This is a genomic window from Vibrio sp. OPT24, assembly GCF_015163545.1.
GTDB lineage: Bacteria > Pseudomonadota > Gammaproteobacteria > Enterobacterales > Vibrionaceae > Vibrio > Vibrio cyclitrophicus.
The window spans coordinates 1-17,160 of record NZ_JADDYI010000044.1 but is presented as its reverse complement, the minus strand read 5'-3'; the positions used below and the strand labels follow the sequence as shown (position 1 = coordinate 17,160).

At 44.0% G+C, this 17,160-nt stretch carries 16 protein-coding genes, 1 tRNA gene and 1 rRNA gene; 10 read left to right on the top strand and 8 right to left on the bottom strand.

Annotated elements, in window-relative coordinates; genetic code table 11:
• Positions 1-56 precede the first annotated feature (56 nt).
• The 4 genes from ugpE (at position 57) to IQO02_RS08635 (ending at position 3,859) form a co-directional block, all read left to right on the top strand.
• Positions 57-899 (top strand): sn-glycerol-3-phosphate ABC transporter permease UgpE, encoded by an 843-nt coding sequence (gene ugpE, locus IQO02_RS08650; protein WP_010428440.1) that lies wholly within the window; start codon positions 57-59, stop codon positions 897-899.
• Entirely contained in the window at positions 889-2,187 is a 1,299-nt protein-coding gene (gene ugpC / locus IQO02_RS08645; protein WP_010428437.1) for a sn-glycerol-3-phosphate ABC transporter ATP-binding protein UgpC, read from the top strand. Before ugpE ends, ugpC begins: the two co-directional genes overlap by 11 nt.
• 56 nt (positions 2,188-2,243) lie before the next feature.
• Positions 2,244-2,963, top strand: coding sequence for a glycerophosphodiester phosphodiesterase family protein (locus tag IQO02_RS08640; protein ID WP_016769091.1), 720 nt, complete (start codon positions 2,244-2,246; stop codon positions 2,961-2,963).
• Between the two features lie 158 nt (positions 2,964-3,121).
• A complete protein-coding gene (locus tag IQO02_RS08635; RefSeq protein WP_010428431.1) occupies positions 3,122-3,859 on the top strand; it encodes a sulfite exporter TauE/SafE family protein in 738 nt (245 codons plus the stop codon).
• Positions 3,860-3,937: 78 nt separating this feature from the next.
• On the opposite strand, the gene IQO02_RS08630 is transcribed toward IQO02_RS08635, so the two are convergent.
• On the bottom strand, positions 3,938-4,717 hold the full coding sequence (locus tag IQO02_RS08630; protein WP_016769090.1) for a L,D-transpeptidase family protein: 780 nt from the start codon (positions 4,715-4,717) through the stop codon (positions 3,938-3,940).
• Positions 4,718-4,719: 2 nt separating this feature from the next.
• Positions 4,720-5,202 (bottom strand): GNAT family N-acetyltransferase, encoded by a 483-nt coding sequence (locus IQO02_RS08625; protein ID WP_010428424.1) that lies wholly within the window; start codon positions 5,200-5,202, stop codon positions 4,720-4,722.
• Positions 5,203-5,411: 209 nt separating this feature from the next.
• Here IQO02_RS08625 and IQO02_RS08620 point away from each other — a divergent pair, with 209 nt between their 5' ends.
• The 3 genes from IQO02_RS08620 (at position 5,412) to grxB (ending at position 7,630) form a co-directional block, all read left to right on the top strand.
• Complete coding sequence (locus tag IQO02_RS08620) at positions 5,412-6,392, top strand: Gfo/Idh/MocA family protein (RefSeq protein WP_010428421.1); 981 nt, start codon at positions 5,412-5,414, stop codon at positions 6,390-6,392.
• 164 nt (positions 6,393-6,556) lie between these two features.
• Positions 6,557-6,715, top strand: a complete 159-nt coding sequence (locus IQO02_RS08615; protein ID WP_010428418.1) for a hypothetical protein — start codon at positions 6,557-6,559, stop codon at positions 6,713-6,715.
• Positions 6,716-6,997: 282 nt separating this feature from the next.
• The gene (gene grxB, locus IQO02_RS08610) at positions 6,998-7,630 is read left to right on the top strand and encodes a glutaredoxin 2 (protein ID WP_010428415.1); all 633 of its coding nucleotides are present in this window, start codon (positions 6,998-7,000) and stop codon (positions 7,628-7,630) included.
• 65 nt (positions 7,631-7,695) lie between these two features.
• Here the strand turns inward: grxB and IQO02_RS08605 are convergent, their stop codons facing one another.
• Positions 7,696-8,529 carry a pyruvate, water dikinase regulatory protein gene (locus tag IQO02_RS08605; protein WP_010428412.1) on the bottom strand — a complete coding sequence of 278 codons (834 nt, stop codon included), beginning with the start codon at positions 8,527-8,529 and terminating at the stop codon, positions 7,696-7,698.
• 178 nt (positions 8,530-8,707) lie between these two features.
• Between IQO02_RS08605 and ppsA the strand changes: the two genes are divergently transcribed.
• Positions 8,708-11,080 (top strand): phosphoenolpyruvate synthase, encoded by a 2,373-nt coding sequence (gene ppsA / locus IQO02_RS08600; RefSeq protein WP_016769087.1) that lies wholly within the window; start codon positions 8,708-8,710, stop codon positions 11,078-11,080.
• 82 nt (positions 11,081-11,162) lie between these two features.
• On the opposite strand, the gene IQO02_RS08595 is transcribed toward ppsA, so the two are convergent.
• Both IQO02_RS08595 and IQO02_RS08590 read right to left on the bottom strand, forming a co-directional pair.
• Complete coding sequence (locus IQO02_RS08595; RefSeq protein ID WP_010428407.1) at positions 11,163-11,948, bottom strand: hypothetical protein; 786 nt, start codon at positions 11,946-11,948, stop codon at positions 11,163-11,165.
• Between the two features lie 66 nt (positions 11,949-12,014).
• Positions 12,015-13,385, bottom strand: coding sequence for a serine hydrolase domain-containing protein (locus tag IQO02_RS08590; RefSeq protein WP_016789382.1), 1,371 nt, complete (start codon positions 13,383-13,385; stop codon positions 12,015-12,017).
• Between the two features lie 92 nt (positions 13,386-13,477).
• On the opposite strand from IQO02_RS08590, the gene IQO02_RS08585 reads away from it, so the two are divergent.
• Positions 13,478-14,452: a helix-turn-helix domain-containing protein gene (locus IQO02_RS08585; protein WP_010428403.1), complete on the top strand. Its 975-nt coding sequence runs from the start codon at positions 13,478-13,480 to the stop codon at positions 14,450-14,452.
• 262 nt (positions 14,453-14,714) lie between these two features.
• Positions 14,715-16,049: an MATE family efflux transporter gene (locus IQO02_RS08580; protein ID WP_016789377.1), complete on the top strand. Its 1,335-nt coding sequence runs from the start codon at positions 14,715-14,717 to the stop codon at positions 16,047-16,049.
• 108 nt (positions 16,050-16,157) lie between these two features.
• Here IQO02_RS08580 and IQO02_RS08575 read toward each other — a convergent pair whose 3' ends face one another.
• From IQO02_RS08575 to rrf, 3 genes are all read right to left on the bottom strand, one after another.
• Positions 16,158-16,391, bottom strand: coding sequence for a phosphonate metabolism protein (locus IQO02_RS08575; protein ID WP_010428389.1), 234 nt, complete (start codon positions 16,389-16,391; stop codon positions 16,158-16,160).
• Positions 16,392-16,597: 206 nt separating this feature from the next.
• Positions 16,598-16,688 (bottom strand) — tRNA-Ser (locus tag IQO02_RS08570).
• 106 nt (positions 16,689-16,794) lie between these two features.
• Positions 16,795-16,910, bottom strand: a 5S ribosomal RNA gene (gene rrf, locus IQO02_RS08565).
• Positions 16,911-17,160 lie beyond the last annotated feature (250 nt).

The window sequence follows — 17,160 nt, the reverse complement described above, 5'->3', positions numbered from 1 at the left end:
AGAGCAACCACCAGTGAAAGCCAAGCGTGCAATGAATTACGCGACAGGAGTTATTTATGAAAAGTAATAAGGTCTCTGACCACCTAATTTTAATTGCTGGGATGCTGTTTATGTTGGTCCCTATCTGGCTAATCTTCGCCAGTTCGACGCATAACCCAAACACCATTGTCAGCGATGGCCTGCAATGGCTCCCAGGCGATAACTTTACCGCCATTTATAGCGAAGCTTGGAACAAGAGTATGGGCTTTAGTGGCGAAGTCACCGCCAGTAAAATGATCGCCAACTCGATGATCATGGGGCTCGGTTTTGCGATCGGTAAGATCTTAATTTCGATGATGGCCGCGTTTGCTTTGGTCTACTTTAGACTCCCTTACGCCACGGCGTGGTTTTGGCTGATCTTCGTGACGCTGTTACTGCCATTAGAGGTTCGTATTATCCCTTCCTATGAAGTTGTTGCAGGGCTCGGGCTTCTTAATAGCTACACAGGTTTAATTCTGCCTTTGATCGCGTCAGCCACCGCGACGTTCTTTTTTAGGCAGTTCTTCAAAACCATCCCCGACGAATTGCTAGAAGCCGCACAATTAGATAACGCAGGTCCATTTAGGTTTTTGATCGACATCTTACTGCCACTGTCTAAAACCATGATCGCCGCAATCTTCATCATCATGTTTGTGGTGGGTTGGAACCAATATCTGTGGCCAATCATGATGACCACCGACGAAGGCTACAACACCATCGTGATGGGTATCAAACAAGTACTCAACAACATCAATGAAACCAGTTTACCACGCTACGACTATGTTTTCGCCATGGTCATTTTAGCCATGTTACCGCCCGTTTTAGTGGTGGTTGTATTTCAGCGTTGGTTTGTAAAAGGGCTAGTAGAAAGTGAAAAATAATAACGACACAACTCAAATGAAAGATAACCATATTCAATCGCTAGATGAGTACAAAGCTTCTCAACAAACTATCCACAAAAATACAGAGGACTCGCAAATGACGACTCGTCATCAAATACTTGGTCACCACCAGACAAACAACGGACAGACGCGTAAGACACCAATCATGTTGAGTATCAAGAACTTGGTCAAGACTTACGAAAATGGTCACCGTGCCGTTAAAGGAGTATCTCTTGATATCGAAAAAGGTGAATTTCTCGTGTTAGTTGGCCCTTCAGGCTGTGGTAAATCTTCTATTTTGCGCTCCATTGCTGGGTTAGAAAGCATCTCTGGCGGTGAGATTCACTTAGCCGGTCGTCGAGTCGATACCGAGAAGCCAGCAAAGCGCGATATCGCAATGGTTTTTCAGAATTATGCGCTCTACCCACACATGACAGTGTATAAAAATCTGGCTTATGGGTTAAAAAACCGAGGTGTCAGCCAACACACAATTGAAGAGAAAATTGAGAAAGTCGCCAAGACACTCAAAATCGAAGAATATCTCAATCGTAAACCCGCTAAATTGTCAGGCGGTCAACGTCAACGTGTTGCCATGGGACGAGCGATCGTACGCGACCCTCAACTGTTCTTGTTTGATGAACCTTTATCTAACCTAGATGCCTCACTGCGTGCTCACATGAGGTTAGAAATCAAAAAGCTGCAACGCGAGCTTGGCGTGACCAGTGTTTACGTCACTCATGATCAAGTTGAAGCCATGACACTAGCTGACAGAATTGTGGTACTCAACAACGGTCAAATAGAGCAAGTCGGTACACCAAGAGAGGTCTACCACCAGCCAGCCAGTACCTTTGTGGCAAGCTTCATTGGCAGCCCTGCGATGAATTTCTTACCAGCAACACTCGACGACGGCTACCTTGAAATTGGCGACCAGCAAATGTACTTGCCCGAATACGCCCACGTAAAAAACACATCCATCACACTTGGTATTCGGCCAGAACACTCTGAGGTTTGTGCCGATTTAGTCATGAACGCGCTGCCGCTTGAATTACGCATCAGCGTGGTTGAGCCTTTAGGGCCAAATCAATTGGTTCATGGCCTTGTGAACGAACAACCCTTTATCGCTGTGACACCCGAAACGGCGCTGTGCCAAGCCGTCCCTCTCGGACTAAGCATCGATAAATCCAACCTGCATATTTTTGACAATCATGGCAAACGCATTCACCCAAATAACTTCACATCACAGGAGTCACACGAAGATACGACAAGCTTAACGACGGCTCTAGCTTAATCGAGTACACTGATAATTAATGCGTTTTTACGGTGCGTCTTTAAGAAGGATTAATTATGTCGTCTATCATCGTAGGTCATCGAGGTGTAGCAGGTACTCACCCAGAAAATACCAAAGCAAGCATTGAACAAGCCGCAAAACTCGGTTTGAAATGGGTGGAAGTTGATATTCAACCTACACAGGATGATCAACTTGTGGTTTGTCACGATCACACACTAGAACGTTGTAGTGATGGTAAAGGGCGTGTCGATGAGCACACGCTCGCAGAGCTGCGCCAACTTGATTTCGGAAACTGGAAATCTGAAGAGTTCTCTGGAGAAAAAATACTGACGCTCTCAGAGCTACTTGGCCTAGTTGAACAACACGGTCTTAGCGTTAACCTAGAGATCAAGGTCGATAGCAGACATCAAGCCCCGCATGTGGTTGATCTGTTGCACTCAGAATTGATCCGTTCAAATCTGGATACAGATAGGATTTTATTATCTAGCTTCAGTCATCAAGTGATCGTTGAAATCGCTCACCATTTACCGAGATACCGCGTTGGCGTGATTACCGAACAACTGACTCAAGCCGATCTGATGCTCATTGATAAGGTCAAAGCGTTCAGCTGCCATATGAATTATGAACACGTGAATCAGAGCGATCTTGATACGCTTAACGAAGCAAAAATTCAAACATGGTGCTATACCGTGAATGACCCCTCTCGCTTCAAATTCCTTTCAAAAGTGGACGCGGTATTCACTGATTTTCCAGATAAATTCAGCGCTATAAATTGACCTGGTAAATACCAGAAAATAACCTTTAACGTCTTTGAAATTAACCCCGAGAAACCTGCAAATTAAGTAGTAAACACAAGTGAGTAGGAGTACATTCCGCTACTCACTTGGTTTCATTAGCTCGCTTTTCTTAAGCAGCTTCATTGGTTACTTCATTTATGGATCTCATTTTTAGTCCAACTTTCCCAATTTTGGGTGCAATCTTCATTTTCGCTGCCATAGTTCGTGGCTTCTCAGGTTTCGGTTTCACCCTAGTGGCATTGCCATTAAGTGCGTTATTCGTGCCTGTTATCGAACTCGTTCCCGTTTTCATGCTGATCGACCTGTTAGGCAATATCCAATTATTACCGAAGGTTAAACATCACGTAAATTGGCGCTGGGTTTCGAAGGTGTTTATTCCTTGCTTAGCCTTCACCCCTGTCGGCTTAATCCTGCTCAAATCCGTGAACCAAGATGCGATAATCTTGATCATAAGTGCATTTATCTTCGCCTCTGCACTTATGATCTACAAAGGGTTCCAGTATCAAAGTGAGCCTAGATTTGCTCCTTATCTTCTGGGAAGCCTTGCTGGCGTAATGAATGGTGCAGCATCAATGTCAGGGCCTCCTGTTGGTACACATGCATTAGCTAGCCCAGTAGAGCCTCACATTGCAAGAGCGGGCTTAATCGCTTTCTTTGTTTTGGCCGATTCGAGTGCATTTGTTTCTGCTTCGATAGCAGGCTTAGTAAACCGAGATGTGATCTGGCATACCGCAGTTCTTTTACCAAGCAGTATGTTGGGTGGCTATGTGGGTTCTAAGTTGTTTGAGAGATTTGGCGGAGAGAAATTCAAGCCCGTCACGATTGCACTGCTCATTGTAATTGCTATCTTCAGTGCAGGTCGAGTCTTACTGTAACTGGCTCTAGCGCTGATTTCGGCAATTGTTTTTGAGAGTTGTTTTGAGAGTTGTTCAGGGAAATTGGGTGCCGATATCCTACCATTCAATATGGATAGGGGTACCCATTCCAACTAATTCGATAAACTGATCCATATCTTGATTGGTCAATGCAATACAGCCATCAGTCCAATCGAAGCTTTGGATAAAACTAGGTGAACGCCATTCACCATTTTTAATACCGTGGACTTTGATATTGCCACCTGGGTCGACCTTGTTTTTTTTGGCCCATTGCTTATCGGAAGAACGCGGGTAATTAATGTGCACCGAACGATAGAAATCAGAGTCTTCCATGATGTAATCCAGTTGATACTGACCTTCTGGCGTGCGGTTATCCCCTTCAAAACGTTTATGCCCTTTTGGTTCCTTGCCCAACGCTATTCGAAACTCCTGAATGACCTCATTCCCTTTCAGCAGATACATTCGACGTTTAGATTTATCAACCTTCACCAAAGTCACAACTTGTAACAACGGATCGATTGAAGAATCGGTATTTTGTTTTGTGTAAATTCGGCGGGATGTCCATTGAGATAGTTGGGCGAACTGCTCGCTATTAGTATTTTGAATAACGCCATTTTTATGCGAGTCTTGGTTAAGGATAGGCTTTGGAGGCACTGATACTGATGACGTTGGAGTGCGACTAGATTGAGAAGGTGCGGACTCAAACACAATAGTTTCAATAGCTGTTGCATCTGAAACGATTTTTTCTACGACTAACTTGTTACCATAGACGGGGACATCCACGATTGGAGATGTTTCAGCATAAACAATCTGCATCGACACAACTAAATAAGCGAATAAAGGAGCAAACAGACGCACGCTTAAATCTCCTCAAATCGCATAGACATGGTTCGTGATTGCGTCTCCATACCCAAGGATTCATAAAAACTCTGAGCTTGTTGGTTGAATTCCATCACTTCCAAACGGAGTTCAATGGCTCCTCTCGCTTGAGCCCACTGATTAAATGACTTCATTAATGACTTACCAACACCTTGGCTCTGAACTTCATCGTTAACTACAATCGTATTCACTCTCGCGATCTTGTGAGGTTGGATAAAACTCACCCCGCGATTCTGCGTAACTTTCCCAGCCAAAAATCCGATAACTTGACCACCCTTAACAGCGACTAAGAAAGCACCAATGGGATCGAGCATCAGCCCCAACCAGTACTCTTCACTATCTGAAAAAGATTGAGACGCGGGAGCAAACACCATTGGAGCGCCATGATGATGTTGGCGATTTATCTGGTCAGAAAGCTCTAAGATCGAGCGAATATCAGTTACCTTGGCTGTCCGAACTTGCATATCATTACCTTATTTAAATTCCATAATACTTTAGCAAAAATGCCTTCGTTATGCACCGTTGTAACTGAATCCCAACGTGTCCCATGATTCCGTATTTTTGATATAAGGCAACATTTGGGAACTAATTGTTCCTCAATTCTCAGACACATTCGATGACGTGGAATGCTACTATCTCTGCAGAATCAACACACTAACGACTGGATACCTATATGATTAAGTTTGCTGTAATTGGAACCAATTGGATCACTCAGAAGTTTGTTCAAGCTGCCCACGAAACTCAATCGATGAAACTTGCTGCAGTTTATTCAAGAAACATAGAGAGCGCCTCTCAATTCGCTCAAGAGTTCAATGTTAATACAACCTACGACTCGCTTGATGCTTTGGCGAGTGATAGCACTATCGAAGCGGTCTACATTGCTTCACCAAATTCATTGCACTGCACACAATCCATCTTAATGATGAAACATGGCAAGCATGTCATATGTGAAAAGCCTGTCGCATCCAATATCGATGAAGCAACTCAAATGTTTGAAGTCGCAGAGCAAAACGGTGTGGTGCTTTTTGAAGCGTATAAATCTCAATTTCTGCCAAACTTTAAACAAGTGCAACTCGGATTAGAAAAAATCGGCAAGGTACATAAGGCACACATCAATTACTGCCAATATTCATCGCGTTATCAGAAATATCTAAACGGAGATAATCCTAATACCTTCAATCCAGCCTTCTCTAACGGCTCTTTGGTCGATATCGGCTTTTACTGCGTAGCCGCAACAGTTGCTCTGTTTGGCAAGCCAGAAAGTGCACATGCTTCAGCAAAACTGCTTGATTCTGGCGTTGATGCGCATGGCTGTGCGGTCTTCCAATACCCAGAGTTTGACGTAACCCTTGCGCACTCCAAAGTCAGTGACTCTTACGCACCAAGTGAGATCCAAGGTGAGTGCGGCGCGATCATCATCGATCACATCGCCGAATGTACCGATGTTAAGATCCGATACCGAGATGGCCGCATTGAAAATCTCACTCAAACACAGAGCGAGAACTCAATGAGTTACGAAGCGCAAGCTTTTGCAAACTGTATCGGTGGGGATAAAACAACACAAGCTGAAGCGGAAAAACGCGCTTTAACAGTTGCTAAGTTAATTACAGAGATGCGTCAGCAAGTTGGTGTCGTTTATCCTGCGGACAAATAAACTCGCTTAGTCAGTTAACAATATGATTTTTAAGATCTCTTAATTTATACATAATCAAATTTAATCTTTACGACAAATAACCGGATTAGTCGATTAACGTACCATCTGTTTAAATCCGCGTTCGATATCTATCGTATTAATTTAATTTATTGAAGGTGTGTAAAGTGTTTTCAGTTGATGATCGCGTTGTTGCAACAAAAGGTGTTGAGCTTGGTGAGATGGTAGTTACAGGCCTAAGTGCTGGTGGTTACTACGTTCACGTTAAAACTGTAGAAAGCGCACTGCCGCTTACTTACCCAATGCAAGATCTTAAAAAAGCATAGTTTGATTGCTGTGTTCCTTTAGTAGTCACTCTTCTAAAGATAACAATATTGAGGCTTTGGTTGACTTCACTCTTCTGCATTAGAGTGGACAATCAGAGCCTTTTTTATGCCTGCAATTCCCTCAATCTACTGATTATCTTATACATAGAGTAGAAGCCTCAGGCTAAACTTGGGCCATACAGTTAGACGGTAGCCATTTAAACCAAACACTTATTGTCCGCCTAGACTTCTGTTACATTAGCGTCATCTGATACTTGTATTGACTATGAACTAAGGGAAGCTATGAAGCTTTACATTTACGACCACTGCCCTTTCTGTGCAAGAGTTGCCTACATCGCTCAATCTCTAGAATTGAACATCGAGCTTGTCTCTGTGGATTATGACGATGCTCAAACCCTTATCGATTTGATCGGTAAAAAAATGGTACCGGTCTTACAAAAAGATGACGGTTCTATCATGGCGGAGAGCTTAGATATCATCGCTTACTTTATGAATTTGAAATCAAGCGATGAACAGCGAGAACCTTCAGAGCAGGTGATTCTGTTTCAAAGCCGCGCATTCCCGTTGAGTCAGCGTATTGGTTTGCCACGTTGGTGGAAACTGGACCTTGCCGAATACCAATCACCAGCAAGCAAAGAAGCATGGCGTGCAGCCAAAGAAACCGAAGAACTCAACTTCGATAAGCTGATTGAGCAAACACCACAGTTTGTTGATCAGATTAACCCGTTATTAAAAGATACTGAGCTTCTACTGAACCTAGAAAATGGTCAGTCGTCGCTGCCGCTTATTGACCAAGCTGTGTATTTTTCTATGTTGCGCGGTTTCTGCGTTGAGCCAAGCATCACGTGGCCACCAGCACTTGAGCGTTGGTTAGAACACCAGAGCCAAACACTTAAGCTTTCGCTGCTTCGTTAACTCGTTAAAAACAAAAAGAGAAGATCACCGATGAACTTCTCTTTTTAAACACCCTATACCCCTAATTAGAGCAAGCGTCTCCTCAACCCTGTACGCTCCAAGATCCGTGTAGAAATTTCTTCAACTGATAGCGAAGAAGTGTTGATATAAGGTATCGCTTCTCGGCGGAACATCGCCTCTACAGTCTGTAACTCATACAAACATTGCGAATCACTGGCATACTCACTGCCTGCCAATCGGTTCTCACGGATTTCAGTCAATCGTTCTGCATCTATGGTCAAACCAAACAGCTTATGTCGGTAAATCTCAAACTCTGGCAAAAGCTTCAAACGCGCTAAATCGTCATGGATAAATGGGTAGTTCGCAACGCGCAAACCAAATTGCATTGCCATGTATAAGCTTGTCGGTGTCTTACCGCTTCGAGAAACACCCAGTAAGATGATGTCCGCCTCTTCCAGGCCTTTTAAAGTAATGCCGTCATCATGCGCGAGCGTATATTCAATTGCTGCAATACGGTCGAAATACTTAACCGAATCCTTATTTACACTGCGTGAGCGCTGTAATTTAGGAACCGGTGCCATTTGAATATCATCCTGAACCTTTTGAACAATACTTTCCAATACGTCATAACAGTGAGCTTGCGCTGTAAGTAATTTCGCTTTGATATCTGGGATCACAATAGAAAAGAACACTAACGGCTCTAACCCGGTATCACGATACGAAATATCAATCTCTTTTAATAAATCAGAAAGTTTGTCCTCACTTTCCACAAACGGAAAGGTTTTTTCATTGGCTTTGAATGGGAATTGACCTAGAACAACATGCCCTAAAGTCTCACATGTTATGGCCGTTCCATCAGAAACATAGAATACATCACGACTTTGAATATCAATTTGCATTTTTTATTTAATGTTTAAAATTATTTTGAGTAGGATGGTAACCATAATATAGATAATAAAACCCTGCTGACTATTACGTCCCCCACAGCTTTAGAAAATAATTTACATTTTTTTAAACTGATACGTAATCGTTTGCCTTTAAATCCCTACAATGCTTGCTATGTTTCTGGAGAAATAAATGCAAAATAATACCCTATGGTTCAATGGCCTATCCATGGAAGATGTCGACAAAGTCGGCGGTAAGAACGCCTCACTGGGCGAGATGGTTTCTAACCTATCCAATGCTGGTGTTTCTGTACCTAATGGTTTTGCTACCACTTCGTATGCGTTTAACGACTTTCTTGACTACAAAGGTCTTGATGAGCGCATTCACCAACTACTTGATGAACTTGATGTTGAAGACGTTGACGCACTGCGTAAGACAGGTGCAACAATTCGACAATGGGTTCTAGACGCCCCCTTCCCTGAATCACTAGAGCAAGACATCCGCGATAACTACCGCGAGCTGATCGAAGACAACGAAGAATTGTCTGTTGCGGTTCGTTCATCTGCAACCGCAGAAGACCTTCCAGATGCTTCTTTCGCCGGCCAACAAGAAACCTTCCTTAACGTGAAAGGTATCGATGCGGTACTCGAAGCAACCAAGCACGTTTATGCTTCACTGTTTAACGACCGTGCCATCTCTTACCGTGTACACCAAGGCTTTGATCACCGTGGAATTTCATTGTCTGCAGGTATCCAGCGTATGGTTCGCTCAGACAAAGCCTCTTCAGGTGTAATGTTTACGCTTGATACTGAGTCTGGCTTCGACCAAGTGGTGTTCATTACCTCTTCTTGGGGTCTAGGTGAAATGGTTGTACAAGGCGCGGTGAACCCAGATGAGTTCTACGTTCATAAGCCAATGTTAGAAGCGGGTCACTATCCAATCGTTAAAAAGACATTTGGTTCTAAGTTGATCAAGATGATCTACTCAACCAACCAAGAGATCGGCAAGCAAGTTGATATCATCGACACCGATACACAAGAGCGTAACGAGTTCTCACTGAACGATGAAGAGATCAAAGAACTAGCGAAACAAGCGATGATCATCGAGAAGCACTACCAACGTCCGATGGACATTGAGTGGGCAAAAGATGGCATCGACGGTAAGCTTTACATCGTCCAAGCTCGTCCTGAAACCGTATGTTCTCAAAGTGACCAAAACGTTATCGAGCGTTACGAACTAAACAACAAGGCGGATGTCTTGGTTGAAGGCCGTGCTATCGGTCAACGCATCGGTTCAGGCCCTGTTCGCTTAGTTGATTCTCTAGACCAAATGTCATTGGTTCAAGAAGGCGACGTACTGGTAACAGACATGACAGACCCAGACTGGGAACCTGTGATGAAGAAAGCGTCCGCGATTGTGACTAACCGTGGTGGCCGTACTTGTCACGCAGCAATCATAGCTCGTGAGCTAGGTATTCCTGCAATTGTTGGTTGTGGTACAGCGACAAGCAGCCTGAATGACGGCGACACAGTAACAGTGTCATGTTCAGAAGGCGAAACCGGCTACGTTTACAACGGCGAACTCGACTTTGAAATCAAACGTTCTGAAGTTGATGAGCTGCCAATGCTGCCAACCAAAGTCATGATGAACGTGGGTAACCCAGATCGCGCATTCGACTTTGCACAGATTCCAAACGAAGGTGTTGGCCTTGCTCGTTTAGAGTTCATCATCAACAAGATGATCGGCATTCACCCGAAAGCTCTATTGAACTTCGATGCTCAAACTGACGAGCTAAAAGCAGAAATCAGTGAGCGTATTCGCGGCTACAAAGATCCAATCGATTTCTACGTAAGCAAGCTGACAGAAGGCATCGCGACTATCGCATCTGCATTCTGGCCTAAGCGTGTAATCGTACGTATGTCTGACTTTAAGTCGAACGAGTACAGCAACCTAGTCGGTGGTAAAACGTTTGAACCACATGAAGAGAACCCAATGCTGGGCTTCCGTGGCGCATCTCGTTATATCTCACCAGTATTCGAAGACTGTTTCGAGCTAGAGACTCAAGCGATCAAGCGTGTTCGCAACGAAATGGGTCTGAAAAACGTTGAAATCATGATTCCATTCGTTCGTACTCCAAGCGAAGCAGCATCGGTTATCGACATTCTGGCTAAGTTCGACCTTCGCCGTGGCGACCAAGGTCTGAAAGTCATCATGATGTGTGAACTACCATCGAATGCAATTTTGGCTGAAGAGTTCTTGAAATACTTCGATGGCTTCTCTATCGGTTCAAACGACATGACACAGCTGACGCTTGGTCTTGACCGTGACTCTGGCGATGTTGCACACCTATTCGATGAGCGTAACCCTGCTGTAAAAGCGATGCTGAAAATGGCTATCGACGCGGCAACCAAAGCGGGTAAATACGTGGGCATTTGTGGTCAAGGCCCATCTGACCATGATGACCTAGCGGAGTGGTTAATGGAACAAGGCATCAGCTCTGTATCCCTAAACCCAGACACGGTTATCGATACATGGTTGAAGCTTGGTAACGTAGCAAATAAATAACGCTTCGTGCGAGACCTAAACGACAAAAGCCAGTCACGATGACTGGCTTTTCTAGGTTCTTTGCATGTTAGCAAACTAGGGGTTAGAAGTAGTATCTCACACCAATCCAAGCCTCGGTTTGCCAATCATTCGGCATTGACACACCTTTCACATCAACATCTGCTTTGGTAATGTCATAACGCGTATTCAACCACCAAGTTCTTGCACTGTTCATCGGTACATTTAATGATGTTTTGAAAGAGAAGTTCTGCATATCGATGTCATCGCCAGAAAGATCCTGCCACTCTGGTACTAAAGACACATAGGCGCCAAAGTCACCGAGATGCTTCGCGGTAATCAAACCAAGAGAGTATCCCGTTAAATCATCTTTAGATGAAGTAACACCAGGGATCTCCATGCTACCTGTCATCAACCCTGCTCTTGGAAATACAAGAAATCCACCGGTATAAGCAGGATTAATCGCAACAACCCCGCCAACCGACAACAAATCGTTTTTGATGTTAGTACGCGTATTAATGTAATCTAATGACAGACCCACTTTAGGTGTCGCCTTAGTACCCGTCTCAAATACATGGAAATACTGGACTCTAGAGTTACTGTACTCAGTGCCAAACTTGTCTGGATCGCGAAGCGCTGTGTTACTTTCATCGACAAACGTCGCTTCAGCAAGTAGGGCAAACTGTTGACCGTTTTCTAAACCGCCAGAAACTTGTCCCTGAAATTGGATATCTGAGCTACCGTTCAACATCAATGCAGCTTGAGTATAAACTTTGGTGACATCAGCCGGGTCGATAACACGTTCGGACTCTGCATGTGCAGGCAGCGCTAAACCTAAACTCAAAGGGATCAATAGAGCAAACTTTTTCATTATATATCTCGAAAGTCGTTTGCTTCCTCCTTGAAGCCTGGAACATCCTGTTGGATTATAAGTAGATTATTTGCCGGCAAGTAGTTTCGCTGCAGAGCGCATCAGTGCCGGGCCTTTATTCTCACCAAAACCTGAGTGGTATGGGTTGGTTGAAAACATCACGCCTACAAAATCACGCTCTGGGTCGATATAGATAAACTGGCCAAGGTTGCCACTTTTCGACATCGCACCGTCATTGAAGATATAATCGAATTGATAAGAGTTGTAGTCGGCCTTTTCGTTAAAAGCATGCACTGAACTACTATCTTTGCTGGTGCCTTCGAAGGTTTTCGGATCGCCACCATTATGAATGCGGTCAATCACCGCTTGTGAGATCACAGGCTCATCAGCAACGGCTTTCCAGCTCGGTGTAAATAACGTTCCCCAACGTGCCATATCTTCTAAGGTCGTCGAAACCAAACCTACCGCGATACCCATTCCATCAGGTGTTAGGTTGATCTGCATAGGCTGACGAGCATGTACCTTAGACCAAACACGGTCTTCAAATACCTCAGTCCAAGTCTTGTTTTCAATGTTTTCGACTAGTTTGGTCAAAACCATGGTATTGATTGAGGCATAGCGGAAATGATCACCTGCTTTCTCACCCTCTAGTTTTTGTGCTCCTTTCGCAACATTCATCCACGTTTCCATCTCACCGGTTTTAGCTCTTGGTGAATTAAACGATGCAGCAAAGAAACGCACTACGTCAGAATCAGGGTTAAGTATCGATTCAAGCGTTTCTTCGTTGTCTAGCGCAGTCGACATATTGAGAATCTGATGAACAGTGATGCCTTCCCAATTAGTTGCTTTGAGTTCGGGAACAAAGTGAGTAATGTCTTGTTCAGGATCGACTTTTCCCTCTTCAACCAACATTGCGACTACTGCGCCTACTGTCGTTTTCGCTGTTGACGCCCAAACGTGGGTGTCTGTTGGGCTCATGCCAGGGTAAGCCTGATAAACAATTTCACCCTTGTGAATTAACATGAAGCCTTGAGTTCTGAACTGCTCATCCGCTAGGTATTGCTCCATCGTCAGTTCACCTTTGGTTTCGGTGTTTACGGTTAATTTAGCAAGGCGTGAATCGATGTTTTTAACCAATGGCTTATATTCAGCATTAGGAGCGGCAAGAGCAGTCGGCATAAATTCACTCATGTGCATGTTGTAATAAACACTATGATCACCACCCATTTGCCAATGGAAATTATTGAAATTTTCGCGAGCTGAATCAACGAAACTAGGAGTAAAAGATTGGTGAGCATCTTTTACAGGTAGAGTAACCTGCGCGCCTTCAATCTTAAGCGCAGCTTCTACTGGGTTTTCTGCAAATACAGTCGATGACACAGCAAGCGATGAAATCGTGAGTGATGAAAGAATTAGGGCAATAGGTGTAAGTTTCATGTTCTTCTCCTCTTTGGGTTAGAAGAAGTATATGAAGTTGCGCTACACTTAATTAGGTCATTTGGTGACATTTATAGGTAATACTAACAATAATGAAAGCATCATCGAACATAACTAACATACTATTGAGCTCTACCAGTAATATTGCCCCGTACATTGCATATTGTGACAAGAGATCGCTTGACTGGCGCAGTGTCGCTATCGAGTGCGGTTTACCAATTGAGCTAACACAGTCTAACCAATGGCTCCCTACCCAAGATTTAATTCTTTTTATTCATCGACTTGAACGTAAGTTTGGTTATTCGATTGGTATTGAAGTTGGGCGAAAAACCTCTCTCGAACAACTTTCACCACAGCTACACCATGAGATAGAGAAATGCATATCGTTAGAACAAGCCATTCGTTGTTTGATCGCTGAAATGCCTAGTTTGAACAACCACGTCACGATATGGACCGAGAAAAAAGATGGCTTGTGGTGGTTATGTCATCGCAGTTGCTATCATCCATCAACCTCTGGATTTGAACAATCCGAATGGTTTAGATCTCTTACAGTGATTACCCTATGCCGTAAGTTTATAGACGACCAGTGGCAACCATCACGCGCTAAACTTGTCTCTACCAACAACGGTGCGCGTCAGTTACCTAAACACTTTTTTAATTCTGATATTCAGTTTGAGCAACAATATGGTGCGATTGCGATCCCACTGCCCGACGACTATCGCGCTATCTCAGAACAAAATAGTACCCAAGATTGGGATCAAGCAGTAAAGACACTGATAAACACTTACTCGACTTTACCTTGGTTCAATATTGAGTGGTTTGCGACCATGCTCGGCATGACAAAACGAACACTACAGAGAAATCTAAAGAGTAAAGGCATTCTTTTTAAAGAAGCCAAAGAACAAGTTCGTGAAACCAAGGCAAAACGGCTACTCGAAGAGACCGACCTTTCAGTTCAAGAGATCAGTTGGCAAGTTGGTTACAGTGATTTGAGCAACTTTAACCGTGCTTTCAAAGGTTGGGTTGGTATCACAGCACCAAGTTATCGGCACAAAGCGAAACATTAGAAATAGTCGACTTAAAAACCTTTAGACCCAATCCGCCAATATAAAACTCAGAAACAAGATACGACACCGTAAATTTCAATAAGCGAACGCATAAAGTTGCATCGCACAATGCTCACATACCGATGAAGCTGTGCAAAGGTAATATCGATAGATCTAATAACAATTATTGGTATCGAGCTGACCTTACGTTATCCTTTACGCAATTCTTCATTGAGAGGTTTGTCACCACAACAAGCCTAACTTCAAGACCGATAAGAGTGTTATGAATTCTACTACCGCAACTCCCTTGCCTTCTCTTGGCCGACAACTCTATACAATGACATGGCCAATGCTATTTGGGGTACTTTCCCTGATGAGCTTCCAACTTGTAGACAGTGCTTTCATTGGCCAACTGGGCGTGCTACCGCTCGCTGTTCAAGGTTTTACACTTCCGATACAGATGATCATCATTGGTATACAGGTCGGGCTAGGAATCGCAACGACCGCGGTAATTGCAAGAGCCATTGGCGCGAATGAAACGCGCTACGCTAAGCAGCTTGGTGGATTAGTGATTGCGATGGGCAGCGTGAGTGTCGCGCTTTTCTCTGTCATCATCTATCTGCTTCGTGGGCCAATTTTACAATTGTTGGATGCGCCACCGACGGTATTACCGATCATTGATTCTTATTGGATCTATTGGCTAGCCAGCTCTTGGACAGGAGCCCTACTCTACTTCTTTTACAGTGTTTGTCGTGCCAACGGTAATACCATGCTGCCCGGTTCAATGATGATCGCGACCAGTATCATCAACTTGATATTGGATCCGATTTTCATCTTTACTTTCGACATGGGCATCAATGGAGCAGCCATTGCGACCATTTTAGCGTTCGGTGCGGGCATCTTTATCGTTGCTCCTAAGGTAACTAAGAAACATTGGATGACATTTGACTGGCACGATCTCAACATTGGTAAGAGTGTTCGCTCCATTGGCAACATCATGGGACCAGCGATGATCAGTCAGCTGCTGCCACCCGTTTCATCAATGTTTGCCACTAAGCTACTTGCTAGCTATGGCACCGCTGCCGTTGCTGCTTGGGCGTTGGGTTCACGTTTTGAATTCTTCTCGATTGTCGCCGTGCTTGCACTAACGATGTCGATGCCACCAATGATTGGACGCATGTTAGGAGAGAACAACCTGATAAACATACGTAAGCTCGTTAAGATTGCAGTCATGTTCGTATTGGGTTTCCAGCTGGTGATAGCATTAGTGACTTGGTTATTTTCGAGCGGACTGGCCAACCTAATGACCAGTGAAAGCGAAGTATCAACGATTTTGAACTATCACCTACTGATCGTGCCTATTAGCTTAGGGCCATTGGGAATCTGTATGCTGATGGTTTCTGTGTCTAACGCTCTAGGCAAGTCTTACACCGCCTTGACGATTTCAGCGCTGCGCCTGTTCGCCTTCTTCTTGCCTTGCTTGTGGGTTGGTTCGCAGCTTGCTGGTATTGAAGGCCTGTTCTGGGGTGCCATGGTGGGTAATGTGCTTGCCGGTACATGTGCTTGGTTTATGTACCAACGCGCACTTGGGCAAGTCGAGGCTAAGCTTTCTAATTAATCAGTTAGCGAACTAAACGGCTTGCCAGCTAAACCGCTATAAAGTTATTAAACGAAAAAGCAGCCACCTAGGCTGCTTTTTTAGTTTCAGACTTAAAATATATTGGGGTTAGACTTGCTCAAAGTAAGCCAAAAACTCACCGCAATCTTTTTGGAATGGTGGCAATATTTCTGCTAGTGTTTCATCATCCCAATGCCACCATTCAAAGCTTTCTAATCGCTCGGCATAGCTAGGAGCATCAAACCGAGGACGTAGTTGCCAAACGCAATCGAGTATGGCGGTACGCCTTAAGCAGCGGTTGCCAACGAAAACAATCAAGCAGTTCAGGCCCTGCATCAACATAAATGAGTTAATCATTCCATTGTGTCAAAGTACTTCGCCAGCCTAAAACTGCAGTACTTCAGTTTCATTCGGGACCATTTTAAAAGGAAGTTATTTTAAATACCCGAATTCCCTATGCTAATACATGCATTGAAAGATAAACACTTGTTTTCATATGATTTTCAGACAAAAAAAGCCCGCTGATTTCTCAGCGGGCTTTTCAATGGTGGTGGAGGGATAGGGATTTGAACCCTAGAACCGCTATTAACGGTTGCCGGTTTTCAAGACCGGTGCTTTCGACCACTCAGCCATCCCTCCAACAAATTGTCATCAATAGATTAGTACACTAATGATGTTGCTAATTGCATACGCAAATAGCGATACCTTTTGTCTTCACTTTTAAAAAAGTGAAAATAAATTTAAAGCCTGGCGATGTCCTACTCTCACATGGGGAAGCCCCACACTACCATCGGCGCTATTGTGTTTCACTTCTGAGTTCGGCATGGAATCAGGTGGGTCCACAATGCTATGGTCGCCAAGCAAATTTTGCTTTTACTTTCAGTTTTTAAAAACTGAAGGCAAAATAATCTGGAAAGCTGCTTCTCTATTTAATAGAGCTATAAAAGTTTCTCACAAACTCATTCAAGCGTTTGTAGTTTTGCTTCTGCTTTTTAAAAGCGGAAACAAACAGTTTTGAGTCCACAAAACCCCTTGGGTGTTGTATGGTTAAGCCTCACGGGCAATTAGTACAGGTTAGCTCAATGCCTCGCAGCACTTACACACCCTGCCT

Excerpts from the sequence above, each read along its gene's own strand:
- ugpE (WP_010428440.1), top strand. The coding sequence starts at position 57 with ATGAAAAGTAATAAGGTCTCTGACCACCTAATTTTAATTGCTGGGATG.
- IQO02_RS08640 (WP_016769091.1), top strand. The coding sequence starts at position 2,244 with ATGTCGTCTATCATCGTAGGTCATCGAGGTGTAGCAGGTACTCACCCA.
- IQO02_RS08635 (WP_010428431.1), top strand. The coding sequence starts at position 3,122 with ATGGATCTCATTTTTAGTCCAACTTTCCCAATTTTGGGTGCAATCTTC.
- IQO02_RS08625 (WP_010428424.1), bottom strand. The coding sequence starts at position 5,202 with ATGCAAGTTCGGACAGCCAAGGTAACTGATATTCGCTCGATCTTAGAG.
- IQO02_RS08620 (WP_010428421.1), top strand. The coding sequence starts at position 5,412 with ATGATTAAGTTTGCTGTAATTGGAACCAATTGGATCACTCAGAAGTTT.
- grxB (WP_010428415.1), top strand. The coding sequence starts at position 6,998 with ATGAAGCTTTACATTTACGACCACTGCCCTTTCTGTGCAAGAGTTGCC.
- IQO02_RS08605 (WP_010428412.1), bottom strand. The coding sequence starts at position 8,529 with ATGCAAATTGATATTCAAAGTCGTGATGTATTCTATGTTTCTGATGGA.
- ppsA (WP_016769087.1), top strand. The coding sequence starts at position 8,708 with ATGCAAAATAATACCCTATGGTTCAATGGCCTATCCATGGAAGATGTC.
- IQO02_RS08595 (WP_010428407.1), bottom strand. The coding sequence starts at position 11,948 with ATGAAAAAGTTTGCTCTATTGATCCCTTTGAGTTTAGGTTTAGCGCTG.
- IQO02_RS08590 (WP_016789382.1), bottom strand. The coding sequence starts at position 13,385 with ATGAAACTTACACCTATTGCCCTAATTCTTTCATCACTCACGATTTCA.
- IQO02_RS08585 (WP_010428403.1), top strand. The coding sequence starts at position 13,478 with ATGAAAGCATCATCGAACATAACTAACATACTATTGAGCTCTACCAGT.
- IQO02_RS08580 (WP_016789377.1), top strand. The coding sequence starts at position 14,715 with ATGAATTCTACTACCGCAACTCCCTTGCCTTCTCTTGGCCGACAACTC.
- IQO02_RS08575 (WP_010428389.1), bottom strand. The coding sequence starts at position 16,391 with ATGTTGATGCAGGGCCTGAACTGCTTGATTGTTTTCGTTGGCAACCGC.